Genomic DNA, 22,316 nt, shown 5'->3' with positions numbered 1-22,316 from the left:
CCGACGAGAACGCAACACGTCCGGGGCACCGCCGCCATGGTGCCGCCCCCTCGGGGCCGCACCACCAGACCGGAGTAGACCAATGACTGCAAACACCCCTGCCGCCCCGCCCGGCAGGGAACGCCGCCCGCGCGACAGCCGGGTCGGCGACAAGATCTTCATGAACCTGTCCCGCGGGTCGGGCATCCTGCTGCTGGCGGTCATGGCCGCCATCGCGGGCTTCCTGACCTGGCGCTCGGTCATCGCGCTGAGCAAGAACGAGGGCAACTTCCTCACCACCTTCGAGTGGACGCCGGACGCCCCGGAGCCGGTCTTCGGCATCGCCGTCCTGGTGTTCGGCACCATCGTCAGCGCGGCGATCGCGATGGCGATCGCCGTCCCGGTGGCCATCGGGATCGCGCTGTTCATCTCCCACTACGCGCCGCGCCGGATCGCCCAGCCGTTCGCCTACCTGGTGGACCTGCTGGCGGCCGTGCCCAGCATCATCTACGGCCTGTGGGGCGCGCTCTTCCTGGTGCCGCACCTGGAGGGCCTGACCAGCTGGATGGACCAGTACCTCGGCTGGACGTACATCTTCGACCAGTCCCGGGCGACCACCCCGCGCAACCTGTTCACCGTCGGCATCCTGCTGGCGATCATGATCCTCCCGATCATCACCGCGGTCAGCCGTGAGGTCTTCCGGCAGGTGCCCCGGATGCACGAGGAGGCCGCGCTCGCGCTCGGCGCGACCCGCTGGGAGATGATCCGCACCGCGGTGCTGCCGTTCGGCCGCCCCGGCATCATCTCGGCCTCGATGCTCGGCCTCGGCCGCGCGCTCGGCGAGACCATCGCGGTCGCCGTCGTGCTCTCCTCCAGCAACGTCCTCTCGCTGCACCTGCTCGACCCGGGCGGCGGCACCTTCGCGCAGAACATCGCGCTGAAGTTCAGTGAGGCCCAGCCCTTCGGCCGGGACGCGCTGATGGCCTCCGGACTTGTCCTGTTCGTGATCACCCTGCTGGTCAACGGTGCCGCGCGGCTGATCGTCGCCCGCCGCAAGGAGTACTCGGGGGCCAACGCATGAGTGCCGTCACCTCTGTCCCCTCGGACGCCCGCCCGGTCGGCCGGCCGCTGACCGCCAACCGGCTGCCCAAGTGGGCCCCGGCCGGCGTGGCCGCCGGTTCCGTCGTCCTCGGCTGCGGCATCGGCGTGGTCGGCGGCCTGGAGAGCAAGCTCCAGTGGGGCCTGATCTCCGCGATCCTCTTCGTCGTCATCAGCTACGTGCTCTCGGCGCAGGTCGAGGGCCGCCGTCAGGCCAAGGACCGGCTCGCCACCTCGGTGGTCTGGGTCGCCTTCATCCTGGCCGTCGTCCCGCTGCTCGCGCTGACCGTCTACACCGTCCAGCAGGGCGCCTCGGTGGTGGACGGGAACTTCCTGTCCCACTCCATGCGGGGCGTGCGGCAGTCCGGCCCCGGCGGTGGCATCTACCACGCGCTGATCGGAACCCTGCAGCAGGTCGGCCTGGCCACCCTGATGGCCGCGCCGGTCGGTCTGCTGACCGCCGTCTACCTGGTCGAGTACGGCCGGGGCAAGCTCGCCAAGGCGGTCACCTTCTTCGTCGACGTCATGACGGGTGTCCCGTCGATCGTCGCCGGTCTGTTCATCCTGTCCGTCTGGAACCTCGCCCTCGGCTTCAACTACTCCGGCTTCTCGGGCAGCCTCGCGCTGGCCATCCTGATGCTGCCGGTCGTGGTCCGCTCCACCGAGGAGATGCTCAAGCTGGTCCCGAACGAGCTGCGCGAGGCGTCGTACGCGCTCGGCGTGCCGAAGTGGAAGACGATCCTGCGGGTCGTCCTGCCCACCGCCATCGGCGGCATCACCACCGGCGTGATGCTCGCGGTCGCCCGCATCACGGGTGAGACCGCCCCGGTGATGCTGCTGGTCTTCGGCGCCGACTACATCAACAACAACCCGTTCGACGGGCCGCAGCAGTCGCTGCCGATGTACATCTGGCAGCAGTACTCCCAGGTGAACAACCAGTACGGCTACGCCCGCGCCTGGGGTGCCGCCCTCGTGCTGATCGCCTTCGTGATGGGGCTCAACCTCATCGCCCGGGGCATCGCCCGCTGGCGGTCGCCCAAGGCCGGGCACTGAGCGACCGACTGACGTACGACGAAGACTGAGAGAAGACGAACGATCATGGCCAAGCGCATCGACGTCAGCGGACTGTCCGCCTACTACGGCTCCACCAAGGCCATCGAGGACATCTCGATGGCGATCGAACCCCGCTCGGTGACGGCCTTCATCGGCCCCTCCGGCTGCGGCAAGTCCACCTTCCTGCGGACCCTCAACCGGATGCACGAGGTGATCCCCGGCGCCCGCGTCGAGGGCAAGGTGCTCCTGGACGACGAGAACCTGTACGGCGCCAGCGTCGACCCGGTCGCCGTCCGCCGCTCGGTCGGCATGGTCTTCCAGCGCCCGAACCCGTTCCCGACCATGTCGATCTACGACAACGTGGTCGCCGGGCTGAAGCTCGCGGGCGTGCGCAAGAAGTCCGTGCTGGACGGCGTGGTGGAGACGTCCCTCAAGGGCGCCAACCTGTGGAACGAGGTCAAGGACCGGCTGAACAAGCCGGGCGCCGGCCTCTCCGGCGGTCAGCAGCAGCGCCTGTGCATCGCCCGCGCCATCGCGGTCGAGCCGCAGGTCCTGCTGATGGACGAGCCCTGCTCGGCCCTCGACCCGATCTCCACCCTGGCCATCGAGGACCTGATCGGCGAGCTGAAGTCCCAGTTCACCATCGTCATCGTGACGCACAACATGCAGCAGGCGGCCCGCGTCAGCGACCGCACCGCCTTCTTCAACCTGGCCGGCGTCGGCCAGCCGGGCAAGCTGATCGAGCTGGACGACACCCAGCGGATCTTCTCCAACCCGTCCGTGCAGGCGACCGAGGACTACATCTCCGGCCGCTTCGGCTGATCGGTTCCGCCCGACCGCCCGGGCGGCGTTCCACAGGCTGCTTCGCGGTGCTGCATGGCGGTGCCGCCGCGGAGCATGAAAGGGCCCGCCCCCCGAGATGTGGGGGGCGGGCCCTGTCGCGTCCGCACATGTCCCGCCCCGGAGTGCCGGGGGGCGTCCGGCGGCGTCAGCCCCAGAACAGGTGGACGAACCAGAACATCAGCGCCGCGACGAGGGCGGCCGCCGGCATGGTGATGAACCAGCCGAGCACGATGTTCTTGGCGACGCCCCAGCGCACCGCGCGGAGCCGCTTGGTGGCTCCGGCACCCATGATCGCCGAGGTGATCACGTGGGTGGTGGAGATCGGCGCCTTGAAGACGAACGAGGTGATGTACATGACCGTCGAGGCGGTGGCCTCGGCGGCGAAGCCCTGCGGCGGGTCCAGCTCGATGATCTTCCGGCCCAGGGTCCGCATGATCCGCCAGCCGCCGGCGTAGGTGCCCAGCGAGAGCATGGTGGCGCAGGAGATCTTCACCCAGACCGGGATCGGGTCGCCCTGGTCCTGGTGGCCCGAGATGACCAGGGCCATCACCACGATGCCCATGGTCTTCTGCGCGTCCTGCAGACCGTGCGCGAGCGCCATCGCGGCGGCCGAGGCCGTCTGGGCGACCCGGAAGTTGCGCTTGGCCCGGTGCGGGTTGGCCCGCCGGAAGATCCACAGGATCGCCAGCATCACCAGGAAACCGCCGACCAGGCCGACCACGGGCGAGACGATCATCGGGATGACGATCTTGTCGATGACGCCGCTCCAGATCACCTCGGTGCCGCCGGCCAGCGCCGCGCCCACCATGCCGCCGAACAGCGCGTGCGAGGAGGAGGACGGCAGGCCGAAGTACCAGGTGACCAGGTTCCAGGCGATGGCGCCGACCAGCGCGGCGAACAGGATCGCCATGCCGGTGTCGCCGGTCGGGGTCTCGATGATGCCCTGCGAGACGGTGTGCGCCACCCCGCTGCCCAGGAAGGCGCCCGCCAGGTTCATCACCGCGGCCATCGCCAGGGCCGCCCGGGGCGTCAGCGCCCGGGTGGAGACCGAGGTCGCGATCGCGTTGGCCGAGTCGTGGAAGCCGTTGGTGTAGGTGAAGAAGAACGCGACGCCGACGACGGCGATCAGTGCTGCCATGTCCACGGGGGTCAGGACTCCTTGACCGCGATGGTCTCCACCGTGTTGGCGACGTGCTCGAACGCGTCCGCGGCCTCTTCGAGGACGTCCACGACCTGCTTCAGCTTGAGCACCTCGATGGCCTCGTACTGGCCGGAGAAGAGGTGGGCGAGCAGCTTGCGGTGGATCTGGTCGGCCTGGTTCTCCAGCCGGTTGACCTCGATCCAGTACTCGGTCAGGTTGGACATGCTCCGCAGGTTCGGCATCGCCTCGGCGGTCAGCTCGGCGGCGCGGGCCAGGACCTCGATCTGCTGCTCGATGCCCTTCGGCAGGGTCTGGATGTCGTAGAGGACGACCAGGTCGACGGCCTCCTCCATGAAGTCCATGATGTCGTCCAGCGACGAGGCGAGGGTGTAGATGTCCTCGCGGTCGAAGGGCGTGATGAAGGACGAGTTCAGCTGGTGGAAGATCGCATGGGTGGTGTCGTCTCCGGCGTGCTCGGCGGCGCGCATGCGCTCGACGATCTCCGCGCGGGCCGACACGTCTGATCCCAGCAGTTCCAGCAGGAGCTTCGAGCCGACGACGAGGTTCTCCGCGGCTGCGGCGAACATGTCGTAGAAGCTCGTCTCCTTCGGGGTCAGGCTAAAACGCACGGAAATCTCCGATGTGCGGGGTAGGGGACTGAACGATGCTAGGTGCAACCGAGCGCCATCACGCAAATGGGGTGCTCGAAGAGGAGCCGGAACCTCCCCTTCCGTTCGGCTGCCGCAATGGTGGACACGTCCGCACCACAGGTGCGGGCACGAGCCCCCAGTCTGACGGAACCTCGCCCGGATTGCCCCTGCCGTGCGGCGGGAAGAGCGGGGTGTTCCCCGGACGGGGGAACCGTGCCGCGGGCCCCGGCGGCGGCCGGCCGTGCCGGAGGAACACCACGACGGGCCCGGGTGTTGGACACTGGAGGCCGACGCAGCCAGCAGGCACTCAGACGAAGGCGGGCCGATGACCACCACGCAAGCGCGCACCGAGCCGGAGCAGGCGCCCGGGGCGGAACCGCACGGCGAGCACGTTGCGCTCCAGAAGACGCCGGACGCCCACGCCGCCCACGGCCCGCACGGGTACAGCGCCCAGAAGGACGCGCACCTCAAGCGGCTGCGCCGGATCGAGGGCCAGATCCGCGGTCTCCAGCGGATGGTCGACGAGGACGTCTACTGCATCGACGTGCTCACCCAGGTCTCCGCCAGCACCAAGGCCCTGCAGTCCTTCGCTCTCTCGCTGCTGGAGGAGCACCTGCGGCACTGCGTCGCGGCCGCCGCCGAGGAGGGCGGCACCGAGCTGGACGCCAAGGTCGCCGAGGCCACCGCCGCGATCGGCCGGCTGCTGCGCAGCTGACCCCGCCGCCCTCCGGCCCCGGACGCTAACCGGCCGGACGCCGGCCCTCCCGGGGGGCCCGGGCCTCCCGGCCCTGCGGGTCCCGGGCCGGCCCGGCGGCCGGACCGCCGTCGGGCCGGTCGAGCAGCACCTCGTCGATCCGCTCGGTCGGCAGCCGGTCGCCGCTGCTGGCCGTGGCGGCGATCATCAGCTCACCGGCCAGCTCGATCTCGTCGAGGGCCGCGTCGTCGTGGCCGCCGCTGCGGCCGCCCGTGGACGACATCACCTGCACCACCCCTTCAGCGCCTCGCCAGCCCGGGCGGCAGCCACCCGACGTCCAGCCTAGGCACTTCGGAGCCCGTCCACATGGCACGGACGGGCCATCTCGGCGCCGCCGAAACGGGTGGGCCCGGGGGCTTCCGGGCCCACCCGGACCGGCGGCGTCCCCGCGCGCCTGCGCCCTCGGCGCCCGCGCCGCCCCCCAGTGCGCTACTTCGGACTCTCGGTGGGCTTCATCGCGTAGATGTCCGCGGCCGGCGGCTCGGCCGCCTCGACCGGCGCGCCGAAGTCGCTCAGCGTGGTGGTCGAGACCACCTTCACCTGGTCCTTGGCCTCCTTGGAACCGGCCACCCCGGCGAAGGTGAAGACCTCGACCACCTTGTGCAGCCGGCCCTGGTCGTCGAGCCAGACGTCGTAGGGGACCTCCTTCACGGTGAAGGTCTGCGCCCCCATCCGCAGGCCGTCCCCGCCGCGCCCGCCGGTGGCGTCGGCCGCCTTGGCGAGGTCCAGGGTGCCGCGGAAGTGCTTCAGGGCCACCCCGCCCAGCGGCTCGGTGCCGACCAGCTCGGCCTTCTGGGCGCCGCGCAGCGCGCCCGCGGCGGACGACGGGTCGGTGGCGCCGCCGCTGACCAGGTTGCCGTCCGGCAGCTGGCGGACGTCCAGCTTGACCCACTTGCCCTCCGGCACCTTGGCGCCGCTGTTCTGCAGGTAGACCGTGCCGGGCAGGAGCACCTCGACGATCTTGCCGGTGGTCGCGGCGCCCGGCGGCACCTGCACTTCCAGCCGCCCGATCCGCTTCACGTAGTCGTAGCCGCCGGCGCCGGTGAAGACCGCCTTCTTCTCCGCCGACTCGGTCACCAGCTCGGTGGCGGCGTGCGCGGAGCCCGAGCGGCCGGTGATGTCGGCGGCGGCGCGGACCGCCTCCAGCGGATCGGCGGCGAGCCGGTCGGCGGAGATCCGGCCGGGGTCGCCGCTCGCCTGCTGCTCGGCGGAGGCGGCGCTCGCGCCGTCCGCACCGTCCGGCGAGCAGCCGGCCAGGGCGGACGCCCCGGCCAGCACGGCGGCGAGCAGGACGGCACCCGCCGCCGGACGCACCCGCCGCCCGGCGCGGCCGCCCGCCCGGCCGCTGTGCTGCTGGTCGGTCATCTTCATCCTCGCGACAACCCCCTCGGGCCCGACTGCCCCGCCGGCCACCACCAGCGGGTGGGCAGAGCTCTTTCCGGGCAAACGAGTTGGGACGCGAGAGGTTACGGGGCCGGGTGCGTCGGGTGTGCCGCGGGCGTCGCGCGGCGGTGGTCCGGCGCGTTACGGTGAAGCACGTGCACAGTGAGCTGCCGGCCGTTCCCGGCACCGCCCGGATGCCCGAACACCGCGTCGAGATCAGCGAACGCGGTTCCTTCTGCCACGCGACCTGCAGCTGCGGCTGGTACTCCCCGGCCCGGCGCTCGCGTGACCTCACCCGGCGCGAGGCGGATGCCCACCTCTCCACCGTCGGGGCCGCCCCGGGGCCGGGACCGGGGTAGGGCCGGAGCGGGCCCGGGGCCGTCGTCGGGGGGCGTCGTCCGGTCTCTCGTCCGGCTCACGCGGCCAGGTCGGACTCCCGCGACTGTTCCTCGGTGCGCAGCGCGCCCCGGGCGCCGCCGCGCCGTCCCCGCGCACCCGGACGGCCCCCGCCCCGCTCGGCGCCCCGTCCGGCGCGGATCAGCGGGGCGAGCGGCGTGCGGGCGAGCGCGTGGCAGAGCGGCACCAGCACGGCCATCGCGATCGGCGCCAGCAGCAGCACCACCGCGGCGGCGAGCGCGAAGCCGCCGATCACGTCGGTCGGGTAGTGGACGCCCATGTACATCCGGCAGAAGCCCTGCAGCAGGGCCAGGCCGCCGGCGATCCAGCCGAGCCGTCGGTTCACCAGGAAGAGCGCCACCGCGATGCCCATCGACATCGTGGAGTGGTCGCTGACGAAGGAGTGGGTGCCGGCCTTGCCGTCGACCAGCACCTCCAGACCGGAGTGGTCCACGAAGGGCCGGGGGCGGTCCACGATCGCCGAGATCGGCAGGTTGGCCAGTTCGGCGAGGGCGACCGAGAGCGGGGCCCACAGCAGCCCGGCGACCGCCACCGGGGCGTCGGGGCGCCGCCGGGCCTGCAGCCAGCCCACCAGGCCCAGCAGGGCGAGGCCGAGCAGGATGCCGTACTCGCCGATCCAGGAGACCAGGCGGTCCACGGAGGCCGGGGCGTGTCTGGCCAGGCCGTTGACGGCGTAGAGCAGGCCGAGGTCGGGGTTGGTCGTGTCGGCAAGCGGCGTCGACACGCCGCACCTCCTTCTGGGTCCGCTGCACCTGGTCCTTGCTCCGTGGCCCACGCCACCGCCCGGCTCGGGGCGGTTGACGGTGGACCAACGGACACAACGTCATCACCGGCGTACAGCGTTCCACGGAAACGCGCAGTTATGGAAACTTGACTCAGCGTCCACACCGCGCGCACACCCGGCGGGTGGGCGGGAATCAGTTCTTTGCGGGGAGTTGACCTGGACCTGCCGTTCCGCTGCCGCTGCCGGTGGCGACGGCGCCGGCGGCCCGGCCGGGCGGGGCGGCCTGGACGGCCGCCTGCGCCGCCGGGGTGGTCGGGGCGGCCGGGGCGGGGGTGGGCGTGGTGGGGGCCGGGTCGCCGGGGCGGCTCGGGGCGATCACCTGGCCGTCGTCGTCGTTGCGGTTCGGCAGGGCCTGGGCGCCGTCCGAGGTGACCCGGGTGGCGCCGATGTACTCCCGGGTGTCGATCTTGTCGTAGCGGATCACCGCGCCGGTGTGCGGCGCGTCGATCATGTATCCGCCGCCCACGTAGATGCCGACGTGGTGGATGCTCCGCGGATCGGTCAGATCGGTCGCCCAGAACACCAGGTCCCCCGGGCGCAGCTGGTCGCGCGACGGGTGCGGCCCGGCGTACCACTGGTCGTTGGCGACCCGGGGGAGGATGATGCCCACGCTCTCGAACGCGGCCCTGGTGAGCCCGGAGCAGTCGAACCGTCCCTGCTGCCACGGCTTGCCGTCGCCGCCCCACAGGTACGGGGTGCCGAGCTTGGTCTGGGCGAAGTAGATCGCGCCCGCCGACTGCGCCGAGACCTCCACCGGGGCGGCCGGGTCGGCCGGGGCGGCGAAGCTGCGGGCCGTCGCCAGGATGTTCCGCACGTACCCCTGGGTCTCCCGGTACGGCGGCACGCCCCGGTACTTCGTCACCGCGCCCGGCCCGGCGTTGTAGGCGGCCAGCATGTTGGACTGGCGGTCGCCCGGGATCTTGGCCACGTCCCTGGCGAGCGCGCAGTCGAAGGTGGCCGCCGAGGCGATGGCGTCCAGCGGGTCCCAGGGGTCCCTGCGGCCGTCGTTGTTCCCGTCCGTGCCGTACGACGCCCAGGTGCCCGGCATGAACTGCGCCAGGCCCTCCGCGCCGACACCGGAGCGGGCCCGCGGGTTGAAGCCGCTTTCCTGGTACAACTGCGCCGCGAGCAACGGGGGGGAGAGATCGGGGCAGAGCCGGCCCCACTGCTCGATCGGCCCCTGGTACGCGGCCGGAACGGTTCCCGGGGAGAGGCCTGCGGCATTGCCCTGTTGCTGTGGCGTCCCGCTCGCCGCATACGTCCCGAGCGTCACCAGGCCGACGAAGCCGGCGAGGACAACTCCCGCAGCAGCGGCGGCCGTACCGCCCTTCCGGAGTACCATCAGCACCATCCCGACGAATCGTCAGTCGAAGTGTCCCGGAAGGCGTTGCTCACCGCAATCATCAGAGATACAAAGAGTGAGCGCTATCCTTCGTACGGTGGACATCCTCGCGTACGTGTCCGATGCCTCACGACCAATCCGCGAGAAGTAGCCAAGTCGACATCAGATCTGGCCAAGAATAGGTACCGACCCTTCGCGCGGGCGGGGTCTGGGCCCTTGAATTTGCCTGATCGGGCGGTGAGATGGAAATGAACCAGAGCAGCGTGCACAGCATCGCGATCGGCCACCTGGCCGAGGACCCTCCTAAGAAGCCGAATATCGACACCATCATCGGCGGCATCGCCCCGGACTGGGGCCCGTTCGCGAGCCTCGGGTCGGAGGCCCGGGTGATGATCGAGGTCGTCATGGCCGTGGCCATCCTGGGCTGCCTCGGCATCGCCATCTGGGGTGCGGCCAAGCAGCGGATCGGTGCCACCGCGATGCGCGACAGCTTCGGTGCCGAACAGGGCAAGGGGCTGATCATCGCCGGGCTGACCGGCGTGTTCATCATTGGATCACTCGGCACTCTGTTCACCATTGTGTACGGCATGGCGATCTGACGATCAGGCAGATCTGACGGATCGGGCAGATCGGACAGTCGGGGCGGATCCGGCGGTTCGGGCGCTCCGGACTCCCCGGGCCGCCGTGACCGGGCGGTGGACGGCGCGGCCCCCGGGCCCGCCGACCGGTCCGATCGTCTGACCCTCCGACCAGTCCGACGTCACGTCCGGGTATCCGTGAATGCTCGGAGTCCCGCCGGGAATCCATCCACCACCCCTTCCCTCCGCGCCCGCCCACGGCCGGAGGGGCCCCCGGAGCCGCCAGCCGGCTCCCCGCACCAGGAGGGCCGCCGTGCCGTTGTCCGACGACCAGCCGCACACCCGGACGCGGCTGCCGGTCGGCGAACAGCCCTCCCTCCAGCCGAACGGCCGTCAGCCCAGGCCGCTGCGCACGCTGCTGACGATCGTCCTGGTCGTCGCGCTGCTCGTGCTGGCCATCTCGATCGCCAACCGGGGCAAACCCGACCCCGGCCGCGGCGGCGCCGACGCCGGCCGCTCCGCCGACCGGGCCGCCGCCACCGCGGCCCCCGGCGCGGGCCCCGGGCCCAGCGGCGAGCAGCCCGTCGGCACGACCGTCAACGGCATCGCTTCCGGCTTCCCGCACACCGACCAGGGCGCCCAGTCCGCCGCCGCCAACTACGCGGTGGCCATCGGCTCCGCCGACATGTTCCGCACCGACACCCGCCACACCATCATCACCACCATCGCCGACCCCGCGGCCGCCCCGGCCCTCCAGTCCCGCCTGGACCAGGGGTTCGGCGGCGACACGGTGGCCCGCTACGGACTGGACGCCCAGGGCCGCGCGCCCAAGGGCCTCACCTTCGTCAGCCGCACCGTTCCGGTCGGCACCAAGTCGGTCGGCTACACCGACGCGGAGACCAAGGTCGAGGTCTGGTGCACCGGCCTGAACGGCCTCGCCGGCGAGCGCTCCATGCTGCCGGTGGTGACGAGCTGGTTCACGCTCAACCTGTCGCTTCGTTGGGCGGGTGGCGACTGGAAGCTCACGGACTACACGAGCCGGCAGGGGCCCGCGCCCATGCCGGGTGATGAACAGGCAGCCACCGCCGAGGAGCTCACCGGCGCCGTCCAGCAGTTCGGGGGTTTCCGCTATGCCCGTTGAGACGACCGTCGCCCCGCCCCCGTCCCGCCGCGGTGTACGCCGCGCCGGGACGCTGGCGGGCGCGCTGGCGACCCTCCAGCTCGGTGCCCTGCTCGCGGCCCAGCGGGTCTTCGCCGAGCCCTCGCCGACGGCGTCGCCGTCCCCGACGGCGACCTGCCAGAAGGTGGACCTCCCGATTCCCGGCAGCGACGCGGGCTGTGCCCCCAACGGCGCCGTGGTCATCCCCGGGAGCGGGACGGTCGGGACGGTGACGGATCCGCTGGGATCGTTGGCGAAGGGGTGTGCGCAGGCGGCGGCGTGGGTGGTGCGGAAGCTGTCGGGGGCGATCGACGGGACGACGGAGGTGGACTTCACCAACGCGTCGTTCCTGCAGCAGTACGCGGTGGTGTTCGCCGCGTCGACGATCGTCACGCTGGTGCTCTGGCTGCTCGCGGTGACCAAGCGGGCGGTGCGCGGGGCGCCGTTGGCGACGGCGATCTCGGAGGCGATCGGGTTCCTGTGGCTGACGGTGGTCGCGTCGGCGTTCACGCCGTTGATCCTGTACACGGTGGTGAGCGCGACCGACGGGCTGACCAAGGCGATCGCGGTGGGGACGAAGTCGGACACCGGGACGTACCTGGGCGGGTTCGCGGACACCCTGGAGAAGGGTGACATGGGCGGCGGGCCGCTGATCCTGATCATCACCTCGCTGGTGGCCGTGCTGGCGGCGGCGGTGCTCTGGATCGAGCTGCTGATCCGGGCGGCGATGCTGTACGTGGGCGCGCTGCTGGGGACGGCGGTGTACGCGGGTCTGGTGGACAAGCAGTTGTGGAAGCACGTGCGCCGCTGGGCGGGGGTGATGGTGGCGGTGGACCTGGCGAAGCCGATCATCGTGATCATCCTCGGGCTGGCCGGGGCGGTGTCGGCCGGGGCGGGGGCGAGCGACGACTTCGCCCGGGTGCTCTCGGGGCTGGCGATCCTCTTCCTGTCGATCTTCGCGAGCGCCGCCGTGTACCGGTTCGTTCCGGGCTTCGGCGACGAGATCATGAGCATGCGCAGCGCCCGGGCGAGCGCGGTCTCGGCGGGATCGGCGATGATCAACGGGACGGCGAACTTCATGCGGCAGGGCATCAGCACGCACGGCGACCGCGGCCCGCAACCGGGCGGCGGGGGCGGCGGCGGTGCGGGCGGCGGCTCGGTCGCCCCGGGCATCGCCGCCCACGCGGCGCGCACGCCGCCGCCGCAGGCCGGGCCGCCGGCCCAGGCCTCGGCTCCGAGCCGCGACAGCAATCCAGCGAAGGGAGGGTGACGGGTAAGTGAGCGAACCACTCGGCCAGTACGGCGCCCAGTACGCCCAGCCGTATGTGCACCAGCGCCGTACCTACCTGATCGGCAAGGCCCGCCCGAACGCGCCGATCGGCCGGAACCGGGAGTCCGGCGAGATCGTGCTGATCATCTTCGGGGCCTTCCTCGGCATGGTCTGGGGCCTGATGATGCCGATCCTGCCGTTGCGCATCGCGGGCCTGGTGGGTCTGCCCGCGATGGCGATCGCGGCGGTGTACGTGCCGTACCGGCGCCGGACGTTCTACAAGTGGGTGGAGATCAACCGCACCTTCCGCCGGACGGTCCGCAGCGGCCGGGCGGTGTGGAAGTCGGACGCGATGGACGCCGGGACGCGGCTGGACGGCCGCGAGGTGGAGATCGGGCCGCCGCCGGGGGTGGGGCGGCTGCGCTGGCTGTCGGCTCCGTTCGGGCCGGACGAGGTCGGGGTGCTGATGCACCTGGAGCGGCGCACGGTGACGGCGGCGATCGAGATCGAGGGCCCGGGTGTCGGGCTGCGCGACTCGGAGGACCAGGAGGCGCTGGTCGACCGCTTCGGGACGCTGCTGAAGCACGTCGCGAACGGGGACGGCTTCGTGACCCGGCTGCAGATCCTGGCCCGCACCCTGCCGGCCGACCCGGACGCGCACGCCAAGGACGTGGAGCGGCGGGGCGACCCGGACGCGCCGCGCTGGCTGATGGACTCGTACGACCAGCTGCAGTCGATGGTGTCGACCTCCTCGGAGCAGCACCGGGCGTACCTGGTGGCGTGCATGCACTACACCCGGGACCTCGCCGCCGAGGCGCACGCGATGGGCCGTACCGCGACCGGGCGGCGGGCCCGGGACGACGAGGGCCTGGCCGCGGTGATGGCCCGTGAGCTGACCGACATCTGCGCGCGGCTGGCGGAGGCGGACATCCGGGTGCGCCAGCCGCTGGGCCAGGCCCGGCTCTCCTCGCTGCTGCACTCGATGTACGACCCGGACCACCCGATCGACCACATCCAGGCGATGTCGAAGCGCAACGCCTGGCCGGCCGAGCTGGACGCCACCCACCCGCAGTACCTGGAGGCGAAGACCCGCGAGTCGGCGACCCGGGCGCCCTGGTGCCACGCCACCGCGTGGATCAAGGAGTGGCCGCTGACCCCGGTCGGCGTCAACTTCCTGGCGCCGCTGCTGGTGCACACCCCGGACGTGATCCGGACGGTGGCGGTGACCATGGACCTGGAGCCCACCGACGTCGCCATCGAGCGGATGCTCACCGAGAAGACCAACGACGAGGCGGAGGCCAGCCGCGCCGCCAAGATGAACCGCACGGTCGACCCGCGCGACCTGGCCCACAGCGGCCGGGTGGACCAGCGCGGTGACGACCTGGCGTCCGGCGCGGCCGGCGTCAACCTGGTCGGGTACATCACGGTCTCCTCGCGCAACCCCGACGCGCTGGCCCGGGACAAGCGGACGATCCGGGCCTCGGCGGGCAAGAGCTACCTGAAGCTGGAGTGGTGCGACCGCGAGCACCACCGCGCGTTCGTCAACACCCTGCCGTTCGCCACCGGAATCCGCCGCTGAGCGGGCACCGGCCGAGCGACTGATCTGGAGGCCCCGTATGGCGATCGGCAACCTCACCGACGCGTTCACCAGCCTGATGTTCGGCAAGGTGGAGACCACCCGGCTGCCGGTGCGCACGTCCACCGGGCAGGCGCAGGCGGTGTACCTGCCGACCGCCGCGCCGGGGCTCGGCGACTCCGGGGTGATCATCGGCCGGGAGGTGTACAGCGGAAAGGGCTACGTGTACGACCCGTTCCAGCTGTACGGCCAGCAGCTGCCGGCCCCGCACTGGCTGGTGCTGGGCGAGTCCGGCAACGGCAAGTCGGCGCTGGAGAAGACCTACGTGCTGCGCCAGCTGCGGTTCCGGGACCGGCAGGTGGTGGTGCTGGACGCGCAGGGCGAGGACGGGGTCGGCGAGTGGAACCTGATCGCCAACGCGCTGGGCATAAAGTCGATCCGGCTGGACCCGATGGCGGCCCGGGACGGCGGGGTGAAGCTCAACCCGCTGGACCCGGCGATCACCCAGACCGGGCAGCTGTCGCTGCTGCGCACCATCGTCGAGGTGGCGATGGGGCGCGGTCTGGAGGAGCGGGCCGGATTCGCGCTGAAGGCCGCGCACGCGCACGTGGTGGCGACGGTCCGGGACCGTCAGCCGGTGCTGGACGACATCATCGACACCCTGCGCAACCCCGAGCTGTCGTCGGTGGAGTCGCTGGGCGTGGCGGTGGACGAGGTGCAGTCCTGGGGCCTGGACGTCGCCCTGGTGCTGGACCGGCTGGTCGACGGTGACCTGCGGGGCATGTTCGACGGGTCGACCACCGACGGCATCGACCTGGACGCGCCGCTGATCGTCTTCGACCTGTCGCACATCGACCGCAACTCGATCGCGATGCCGATCCTGATGGCCATCGTCGGGGTCTGGCTGGAGCACACCTGGATCAGGCCGGACCGCAAGAAGCGGATCTTCCTGGTCGAGGAGGCCTGGCACATCATCAACAGCCCCTTCGTGGCCCAGCTGTTCCAGCGGCTGCTGAAGTTCGGCCGCCGGCTGGGCCTGTCCTTCGTCGCCGTGGTCCACCACCTCTCCGACGTGGTGGACGGGGCGGCGGCCAAGGAGGCCTCGGCGATCCTCAAGATGGCCTCCACCCGGACCATCTACATGCAGAAGGCCGAGGAGGCGAGAGCCACCGGACGGGTGCTCGGCCTGCCGCGCTGGGCGGTGGAGATCATCCCCACACTTTCGCCCGGTATCGCGGTCTGGGACGTCAACGGCAACGTCCAGGTGGTGAAGCACATCATCACCGAGGCGGAGCGTCCACTGGTCTACACCGACCGCGCGATGACCGAGGACGCGGTGGCCGAACGGGTGCGGGCCGAGCGGCAGTTGGCGGCCGAGCCGGGGGTGTGACGACGGCTCCGGCGGCGCCCCGGCCGGGGCGTGGCGGCCGGCGGTCCGTCGCGGTGCCCGGGCGGCGCGGCGGGGAGAGTCCGATGACGATTCGTCCGCAGGTAACCCTGTCGTTACGTCGGGGGGCCTGACAGCTACGCGCGTTGACCCTAGGCTGCACTCGCGCAACGACACTCGTCTCGCGCGCCCGGGCCTGTCCACAGCTGGGCGCTCTCACAGGTGCAGGGGACCCCCTACATGCTCTCCGTCAGAACCCGACGGTCCGCGCTGGCCGTCGTCGCCGCGGCCGGCCTCGTCGGCACGGTGGCCATGCCGTCCGCGGCCCAGGCCGCGACCGCCAAGAAGCCCAAGACCGTCAACCTCCAGTTGCTGGCCATCAACGACCTGCACGGCAACCTGGAGCCCCCGGCCGGCTCGTCCGGCACCATCCGGGAGATCGACCCGGCCACCGGCCAGCCGGTCAGCACCCCGGCCGGCGGCATCGAGTACCTCGCCACCGCGCTGCGCCAGGCCCGGATCCCCGCCGACGACTCGATCACCGTCGCCGCCGGCGACCTGGTCGGCGCGTCCCCGCTGACCTCGGCGCTCTTCCACGACGAGCCCACCGTCGAGGCGCTGGACAAGCTCGGCCTGGACGTCACCTCGGTCGGCAACCACGAGTTCGACGAGGGCTCGGCCGAACTGCTGCGCCTGCAGAACGGCGGCTGCCACCCGACCGACGGCTGCTACGAGGAGGGGCGCACGTTCAAGGGCGCCAACTTCAACTACCTGTCGGCCAACGTCACCAACGAGAAGACCGGCAAGCCGCTGCTGGCCCCGTACTGGGTGACCAAGTCCCAGGGCGTCAAGGTCGGCTTCATCGGTGTCACTCTGGAGGGCACGCCGAACATCGTGACCGCCGAGGGCGTCAAGGGCCTCAAGTTCGCGGGCGAGGTCGCCACGATCAACAAGTACGCCGCCGAGCTGAAGGCCAAGGGCGTCAACTCGATCGTCGCGCTGATCCACGAGGGCGGTCTGCCGGCCAGCAGCACCTACAACTACGACTGCGGCGCGGCCGGCCAGGGCATCTCCGGCCCGATCGTCGACATCGCCAAGCAGGTCGACCCGGCCGTCGGCGCCATCGTCACCGGCCACACCCACAACGCGTACGCCTGCACCATCCCCGACCCGCAGGGCGTGCCGCGCTCGGTGACCAGCGCCGCCTCCTTCGGCCGGCTGTACACCGAGATCGACCTGAAGCTCGACAAGGCCAGCGGCACCATCGTGCGCCCGTCGGTCAAGGCCGAGAACCACATCGTGCGCCGGACGGTCGAGAAGGCCCCGGACATGACGGAGCTGATCGGCCGCTACTCCAAGCTGGCCGCGCCGATCGCCAACCGCCCGATCGGCTACATCGCCTCGGACATCAACGGCCGCGGCAACAGCGACCCGGAGAAGCCGCTGGGCGACGTCATCGCCGACGCCCAGCAGGCCGGCCTGGCGCCCGCCGACAAGGGCGGCGCGCAGGTCGCCTTCATGAACCCGGGCGGCATCCGCTCCGACCTCGTCTACAAGGCGAGCGGCGGCGAGGGTGACGGCGTGGTGACCTACGGCGAGGCGTTCACCGTCCAGCCGTTCACCAACATGATGCAGGTCAAGACGCTGACCGGGGCCCAGCTGGTCCAGCTGCTGCAGCAGCAGGTCAGCGGCTCCAACGAGGCCTCGCCGAAGATCCTCCAGCCGTCCAAGAGCCTCGGCTACACGCTGGACATGCGCAACAAGGGCGCGGACCGGATCGTCGTCGACTCGATCCGCCTCAACGGCGCGCCGATCGACCCGGCCGCCAAGTACCGGGTCGCGGCCAACGAGTTCCTGGCCGGCGGCGGCGACGGCTTCCCGGCCTTCGCGGCCGGCACCGACAAGCTCGTCGGCGCCTCCGACCTGGACGTCTTCGCCGCCTACCTCGGCGCCAACAGCTCGGCCGCCGCGCCGCTGAAGGCCCCGGCGCAGGACCGGATCAAGGTCATCGGCCCGGGCGGCACCGCCGGCTGAGCCGGCGGTGCCGGCCGTGAGCCGGTCGGGGCGGGGCGCTGTCGGGGCGCCCCGCCCCTCTTCTCGTTCCTAGCCGGGGGCCGGACCGCCGGGCAGGCGGACGGCGGCGAGGGTGCCGGGGCCGCCGTTCCGGGCCGGGCCGAGCGAGACCTCGCCGCCGGCCTCCCGGACGCTCTGCGCGACGATCGACAACCCGAGGCCGGAGCCCGGGAGCTGGCGCGAGGACGGGGAGCGCCAGAACCGGTCGAAGACGTACGGGAGCTCGTCCGGGGGGATGCCCGGACCGTGGTCGCGGACGGTCAGCACGCCCCCGTCGAGGCGGACCTCGATAGTGCCGCCGGGCGGGCTGTACTTCACCGCGTTGTCGAGCAGGTTGATCACCGCGCGTTCCAGGGCGGCGGCGTCGGCGTGCACGTACCAGGGGGTGGTGGCGGTCTCGAAGACCAGCCCGGGGCCGCGCAGCTTGGCGCGTTCCACGGCCCGGTCGGCGATCTCGTGCAGGGCTACCACGGCGAGCGTGCGGACCGGCTTGGGGGAGTCGGGGCGGGAGAGCTGGAGGAGGTCGCCGATCAGCACGGTGAGCTCCTGCATCTGGGCCTTCATGTTGCCGAGCAGCTTGGTGCGGGTGGCGGGCGGCAGGGGGCGGCCGGTGTCGTCGCTGCGGATCAGCAGGTCGACGTTGGTGCGCAGGGAGGTGAGCGGGGTGCGCAGCTCGTGCCCGGCGTCGGCGATCAGCCGGGTCTGCCGCTCGCGGGAGTTGGCGAGCGCGGTGCTCATGGAGTTGAAGGAGGTGGAGAGGCGGGCGATCTCGTCCTCGCCCTGGACGGGGATGGTGGTGCCGACCTCCTCGGTGCGGGCGATGTGCTCGACGGCGTCGGTGAGCTGGTCGACGGGCTTGAGCGCCGAGCGGGCGACCAGCCGCCCGGCGACGGCGGCGAGGATGACGCCGCCGAGGGCGACGCCGCCGAGGAGGAAGGCGAGCTGGCGCAGGGAGTCCTCGACGGCCTTGGTGGAGGCGGCGACCATGATCAGTACGGGTTGGTCGGTGCCCTTGAGGCGGCCCGGGGAGATGCGGATCATGGCGGGTTCGCCGGAGGTGTAGTGCCCCTCTCGGATGACGAACTGGTCCCATCTCAGGTTCAGGGCCTTCACGTCGCCAGGTTCGATGGCCATGGCCTTGGAGGCCAGCTCAGGCAGACAGACGATCGTGGTCTGGCCGACGACGACGAACTGGGTGTCGCGGGGGACGGGGGCCCCGTTGGGAGCGAGCTGCGTGGAGCTCTGGACGTTCTTCAGTGCCCCCTGGGGTGTGGCGGCGCAGCCTTCGAGCGTCAGCAACGGCTGCGGTCCGCCCCGCGCGTTCTCCAGGTCGCTGCGGACCACGCCGTACATCCGTTCCTCGACGATGAACCAGCAGGCCAGCGCCGACAGCGCGATCGCCACCGCCACCGCCGCAGCCGTCAGGAACGTCAGGCGGCTGCGCAGGGAGCGGGCGCGGTACCAGGTGGTGAGGCGGCCGCGGCGGGGGATGCGGGGCGGGGCGAGCGGGGGCGGCGGGACGGTGGGGCTCACGCGCTGGTGCCGGCGGCCGGGCGGAGCGCGTAGCCGACCCCGCGGACGGTCTGGATGAGCCGGGGCAGTCCGCCCTGCTCGGTCTTGCGGCGCAGGTACATCACGTAGACGTCCAGCGAGTTGGACGAGGGTTCGAAGTCGAAGCCCCAGACCGCCTTGAGGATCTGCTCGCGGGTGAGCACCTGGCGGGGGTGGGCGAGGAACATCTCCAGCAGCATGAACTCGGTGCGGGTCAGCTCCACCGGCAGGCCGGCCCGGGTGACCTCGCGGGTGGCGGTGTTCATCCGCAGGTCGGCGAAGGCGAGGACGTCGGTCTCCTCCTCGACGGCGGCCGCCCGGGCGGCGGCCTCGGCGGCGAGCGCGTTGCGCCGCAGCAGGGCCCGCACCCGGGCGAGCAGCTCGTCGAGTTCGAAGGGCTTGGCGAGGTAGTCGTCGGCGCCGACGTCGAGGCCGGTGACCCGGTCGCCGACGGCGTCCCGGGCGGTGAGCATCAGCACCGGGACGGTGTCGCCGCGCGAGCGCATCCGGCGCACGGCGGTCAGGCCGTCCATCCGGGGCATCATGATGTCGAGCAGGACGAGGTCAGGCCGGTCGCGTTCGACGGACTCAAGGGCCTCGTAGCCGTCGGTGGCGGTGGCGACCTCGTAGCCCTCGAAGGCGAGGCTGCTCTCCAGGGCGTCCCGGAGGGCGGGTTCGTCGTCGACCACGAGGAGCCGGGCGGTGGTCTGCTGCCCGGGCTCGGCGGCAGTGCGGTCGTCGGCGGACGGGGTCATCGGCGGTTGCCCTTTCTGGTGGCGGGAGGGCCTGCTCGGGTCAATTGTCGGACGTGGTCAGACGTTCTGGCCGGACTGCAGCTTCGGCAGCACCTGCTTGATGTCGTCGATCGGGATGGCGAAGCCGAGGCCGACGCTGCCGGCCCCGCTGCCGCCGGCCGTGGCGCTGGAGCCGCTCGGCGAGTACATGGCCGAGTTGATGGCGATGACCTGCCCCTCGGCGTTGATGAGCGGGCCGCCGGAGTTGCCGGGGTTGAGCGCGGCGTCGGTCTGGAAGGCCTGGTAGGTGGCGGTCTCGCCGCCGCTCTGCGGGGTGGTGCCGCGAAGTCCGGGCAGCTGGGGGAAGCCGAAGCCGCCGTTGCCGCTGGTGGTGCCCTCGTCGAGCTGGACGGTGACCTCGCGGTGCTCGGCGCTGATGATGCCGGAGGTGACGGTGCCGGTGAGGCCCTCGGGGTTGCCGATGGCGACGACGGGGTCGCCGACCTCGACGGCCGAGGAGTCGCCGAGGACGGCGGGGGCGAGGTCCTTGGCACCGCTCGCGGTGATCACGGCGGCGTCCAGGGCCTTGTCGGTGCCGGTGAGGGAGGCCTTGGCGGTGGAGCCGTCGTGGAAGGTGACGGTGATCCGGCCGCCGCCGGCCGCACCGGAGACCACGTGGTAGTTGGTGAGGATCTGGCCGTTCTCGCCGAGCACCACGCCGGTGCCGGTGGCGGTGCCGTTCGCGGTCTGCACGGTGATCTGGACGACGCTGGGCGAGACGGCGGCCGCCACGGCGGCGACGTCGGCACTGCCGTCGGAGCGGGCGGCGATCGGGCCGGCGAGGGTGCGGCCGCGGGCCTCGGAGTCGTGTCCCTGGGCGGCGACCACGCCGCCGGTGACCCCGCCGAGGACGGCGGCGATCGCCGCGACGGCGGTGACCAGGGCCAGCCGGCCGCGCAGCACGGTGCGCCGGGCGCGGTGGCCGGGGCCACCGGAGCCGCCGGGGGCGGCCGACCGGCCCGCCTCGGGCGGGAACGGCGGGGCCGGGGGAGGGGGCGGGGTGCCGGCGGCGGGGTGGGCGGCGCTGCCGTACCCGGTGCCGTCGTACCCCGTGCCGTCGTACCCGGCGCCGTGGTTCGCGGCGCCGTCCTGCGCCGTGCCGTCGTACGTGGCGCTGTCGAGGACGGTGCCCGGGATGACCCGGGGCCGCGGGTGCCCGTACGGGCCGTCGTACTGCTCGCCGCCGGTGCGCTGCTGCCACTGCTGGTGATCGCTCATGGCGACCAACGTCCGCCCGGCGGATGAGAATCCGGTGAGAGATCGCTCAGAAGGCCCCGAGAAGCCCGTTGACTTCTCATAAAGCCTGGTCAGGCTATGACCGGGCGCCGTCCGGCGAGCATCCGCAGGAACGCCGCACGACCAGGCGCGACGGGAAGGTGCGGACCCGTTCGGTGTCCGAGCCGGGCACCATCAGCGAGTCGTCCAGCACCAGGTCCACCGCGGCCCGGGCCATCGCGTCGCGGTCGGAGGCGACGGTGGTCAGCGGCGGGTCGGCGAGCGCGGCCTCCGGCACGTCGTCGAAGCCGGCCACCGCGAGGTCCTCCGGGACCCGCAGGCCCAGCTCGCGGGCGGCCCGCAGCACGCCGATGGCCTGGTCGTCGGTGGAGCAGAAGATCGCCGGCGGGCGGTCCTCGGAGCCCAGCACGCGCAGCGCGACGTCGTAGGCGCCGTAGCGGTGGAAGGGCGCGTCGATGAGGTGCGGCTGGGTGGGCAGGCCGTGCGCGTCCATGGCGCGCTGCCAGCCCTCGACGTGGTCGATGACCGGGTCGCCGGGCGCGGGGGACTCGACCGGGCCGCCGAAGCACGCCACGTACGGGTGCCCGTGCACCTCCAGCAGGTGGCGCACGATCGTCTCGGCGCCGGCCACGTCGTCGGTGACCACCGCGACGTCGTCGATCGCCTCGGGGCGGCGGTGCAGCAGCACCACCTTGGCGCCCTCCATCGCGGCGAACTCCTCGGCGGCCCGCTGCGAGGGGCCCTGGCTGACCAGGATCAGGCCGGAGACCCGCATGCCGAGGAAGGCGCGGACGTAGTGGACCTCGCGGTCGTCGACGTAGTCGGAGTTGCCGATCAGCACGAGCTTGCCGCGCTCGGAGGCGGCCCGTTCCACGGCGTGCGCCATCTCGGCGAAGAACGGCTGGCGGGCGTCCGGGACGACCATGCCGATCAGGTTGGTGCGGCGGGAGGCCATCGCCTGCGCGACGCTGTTCGGCCGGTAGCCGAGCTGCTCGATCGCGGCGAGCACCTTCTCGCGGGTGGCGGGCGCGACCGGGCGCGGCCCGTTGTTGATCACGTAGCTGACGACCGCGGTCGAGGTACCAGCCAGTCGGGCTACGTCGTCGCGCGTCACTTTGGCCACGGGAGGAGTCTACGCGTGTGGCATGGGGCCGGGCAGTGGGGGACCCGCCCCGGGCGGGCGCAGCGCGCGGCGGCCCGGGGCAGGGTGGGGCGAATCCGGACAGGCCGGGCGGGGCGCCGGGGCGC

Annotated in this window: 20 protein-coding genes and 1 pseudogene; 11 read left to right on the top strand and 10 right to left on the bottom strand. The window is 72.1% G+C overall.

The genetic code is table 11. The annotated features are described in order from the left end of the window. The first annotated feature begins 82 nt into the window (after positions 1-82). From pstC to pstB, 3 genes are read left to right on the top strand one after another with little or no spacing between them, the layout of a single operon-like run. On the top strand, positions 83-1,060 hold the full coding sequence (gene pstC, locus ABT093_RS30990; protein ID WP_350570086.1) for a phosphate ABC transporter permease subunit PstC: 978 nt from the start codon (positions 83-85) through the stop codon (positions 1,058-1,060). Further along, complete coding sequence (gene pstA, locus ABT093_RS30985; protein ID WP_350570085.1) at positions 1,057-2,130, top strand: phosphate ABC transporter permease PstA; 1,074 nt, start codon at positions 1,057-1,059, stop codon at positions 2,128-2,130. The genes pstC and pstA overlap by 4 nt, the downstream gene beginning before the upstream one ends. A gap of 45 nt (positions 2,131-2,175) precedes the next feature. After that, positions 2,176-2,952 (top strand): phosphate ABC transporter ATP-binding protein PstB, encoded by a 777-nt coding sequence (gene pstB, locus ABT093_RS30980; RefSeq protein ID WP_350570084.1) that lies wholly within the window; start codon positions 2,176-2,178, stop codon positions 2,950-2,952. 166 nt (positions 2,953-3,118) lie between these two features. On the opposite strand, the gene ABT093_RS30975 is transcribed toward pstB, so the two are convergent. Continuing rightward, positions 3,119-4,117 (bottom strand): inorganic phosphate transporter, encoded by a 999-nt coding sequence (locus ABT093_RS30975; protein WP_350570083.1) that lies wholly within the window; start codon positions 4,115-4,117, stop codon positions 3,119-3,121. Positions 4,118-4,122: 5 nt separating this feature from the next. Then, positions 4,123-4,743, bottom strand: coding sequence for a DUF47 domain-containing protein (locus tag ABT093_RS30970; protein WP_350570082.1), 621 nt, complete (start codon positions 4,741-4,743; stop codon positions 4,123-4,125). Positions 4,744-5,089: 346 nt separating this feature from the next. On the opposite strand from ABT093_RS30970, the gene ABT093_RS30965 reads away from it, so the two are divergent. Beyond that, positions 5,090-5,479 carry a metal-sensitive transcriptional regulator gene (locus tag ABT093_RS30965; RefSeq protein WP_350570081.1) on the top strand — a complete coding sequence of 130 codons (390 nt, stop codon included), beginning with the start codon at positions 5,090-5,092 and terminating at the stop codon, positions 5,477-5,479. A 25-nt stretch (positions 5,480-5,504) separates the two neighbouring features. Here the strand turns inward: ABT093_RS30965 and ABT093_RS30960 are convergent, their stop codons facing one another. Further along, a complete protein-coding gene (locus ABT093_RS30960; protein ID WP_502884352.1) occupies positions 5,505-5,744 on the bottom strand; it encodes a hypothetical protein in 240 nt (79 codons plus the stop codon). 203 nt (positions 5,745-5,947) lie between these two features. Next, the gene (locus ABT093_RS30955) at positions 5,948-6,883 is read right to left on the bottom strand and encodes an SCO4651 family lipoprotein (protein ID WP_350570080.1); all 936 of its coding nucleotides are present in this window, start codon (positions 6,881-6,883) and stop codon (positions 5,948-5,950) included. Between the two features lie 173 nt (positions 6,884-7,056). On the opposite strand from ABT093_RS30955, the gene ABT093_RS30950 reads away from it, so the two are divergent. Next, complete coding sequence (locus ABT093_RS30950) at positions 7,057-7,260, top strand: hypothetical protein (RefSeq protein WP_350570079.1); 204 nt, start codon at positions 7,057-7,059, stop codon at positions 7,258-7,260. 56 nt (positions 7,261-7,316) lie between these two features. Here ABT093_RS30950 and ABT093_RS30945 read toward each other — a convergent pair whose 3' ends face one another. Together ABT093_RS30945 and ABT093_RS30940 are read right to left on the bottom strand one after the other, a co-directional pair. After that, positions 7,317-8,042: a phosphatase PAP2 family protein gene (locus tag ABT093_RS30945; protein WP_350570078.1), complete on the bottom strand. Its 726-nt coding sequence runs from the start codon at positions 8,040-8,042 to the stop codon at positions 7,317-7,319. Positions 8,043-8,439: 397 nt separating this feature from the next. Further along, positions 8,440-9,444, bottom strand: a pseudogene (locus ABT093_RS30940) (C40 family peptidase); the annotation flags it as partial. A gap of 248 nt (positions 9,445-9,692) precedes the next feature. Between ABT093_RS30940 and ABT093_RS30935 the strand changes: the two are divergent. From ABT093_RS30935 to ABT093_RS30910, 6 genes are all read left to right on the top strand, one after another. Continuing rightward, positions 9,693-10,043 carry a DUF8827 family protein gene (locus tag ABT093_RS30935; protein WP_344344345.1) on the top strand — a complete coding sequence of 117 codons (351 nt, stop codon included), beginning with the start codon at positions 9,693-9,695 and terminating at the stop codon, positions 10,041-10,043. Positions 10,044-10,335: 292 nt separating this feature from the next. Continuing rightward, on the top strand, positions 10,336-11,163 hold the full coding sequence (locus tag ABT093_RS30930; RefSeq protein WP_350570077.1) for a DUF8175 domain-containg protein: 828 nt from the start codon (positions 10,336-10,338) through the stop codon (positions 11,161-11,163). Beyond that, entirely contained in the window at positions 11,153-12,451 is a 1,299-nt protein-coding gene (locus tag ABT093_RS30925) for a hypothetical protein (RefSeq protein WP_350570076.1), read from the top strand. Before ABT093_RS30930 ends, ABT093_RS30925 begins: the two co-directional genes overlap by 11 nt. 7 nt (positions 12,452-12,458) lie before the next feature. Then, entirely contained in the window at positions 12,459-14,030 is a 1,572-nt protein-coding gene (locus ABT093_RS30920) for an SCO6880 family protein (protein ID WP_350570075.1), read from the top strand. Positions 14,031-14,067: 37 nt separating this feature from the next. Beyond that, positions 14,068-15,417 (top strand): ATP-binding protein, encoded by a 1,350-nt coding sequence (locus ABT093_RS30915; protein ID WP_350570074.1) that lies wholly within the window; start codon positions 14,068-14,070, stop codon positions 15,415-15,417. 237 nt (positions 15,418-15,654) lie between these two features. Next, a complete protein-coding gene (locus tag ABT093_RS30910) occupies positions 15,655-17,448 on the top strand; it encodes a bifunctional metallophosphatase/5'-nucleotidase (RefSeq protein ID WP_350570072.1) in 1,794 nt (597 codons plus the stop codon). A gap of 69 nt (positions 17,449-17,517) precedes the next feature. Here the strand turns inward: ABT093_RS30910 and ABT093_RS30905 are convergent, their stop codons facing one another. From ABT093_RS30905 to ABT093_RS30890, 4 genes are all read right to left on the bottom strand, one after another. Then, the gene (locus ABT093_RS30905; RefSeq protein ID WP_350570070.1) at positions 17,518-19,020 is read right to left on the bottom strand and encodes a sensor histidine kinase; all 1,503 of its coding nucleotides are present in this window, start codon (positions 19,018-19,020) and stop codon (positions 17,518-17,520) included. Next, entirely contained in the window at positions 19,017-19,793 is a 777-nt protein-coding gene (locus ABT093_RS30900) for a response regulator transcription factor (RefSeq protein WP_350570069.1), read from the bottom strand. The genes ABT093_RS30905 and ABT093_RS30900 overlap by 4 nt, the downstream gene beginning before the upstream one ends. 57 nt (positions 19,794-19,850) lie before the next feature. Beyond that, the gene (locus ABT093_RS30895; protein WP_350570067.1) at positions 19,851-21,050 is read right to left on the bottom strand and encodes a S1C family serine protease; all 1,200 of its coding nucleotides are present in this window, start codon (positions 21,048-21,050) and stop codon (positions 19,851-19,853) included. Between the two features lie 94 nt (positions 21,051-21,144). After that, positions 21,145-22,191 carry a LacI family DNA-binding transcriptional regulator gene (locus tag ABT093_RS30890; protein WP_350570065.1) on the bottom strand — a complete coding sequence of 349 codons (1,047 nt, stop codon included), beginning with the start codon at positions 22,189-22,191 and terminating at the stop codon, positions 21,145-21,147. Positions 22,192-22,316 lie beyond the last annotated feature (125 nt).

Origin of the sequence: Kitasatospora sp. NPDC002551 (genome assembly GCF_040296005.1) — a bacterium.
Classification (GTDB): domain Bacteria; phylum Actinomycetota; class Actinomycetes; order Streptomycetales; family Streptomycetaceae; genus Kitasatospora.
Note: the sequence above shows the minus strand (reverse complement) of the source record. Positions and strands in the feature narration are given on the sequence as shown.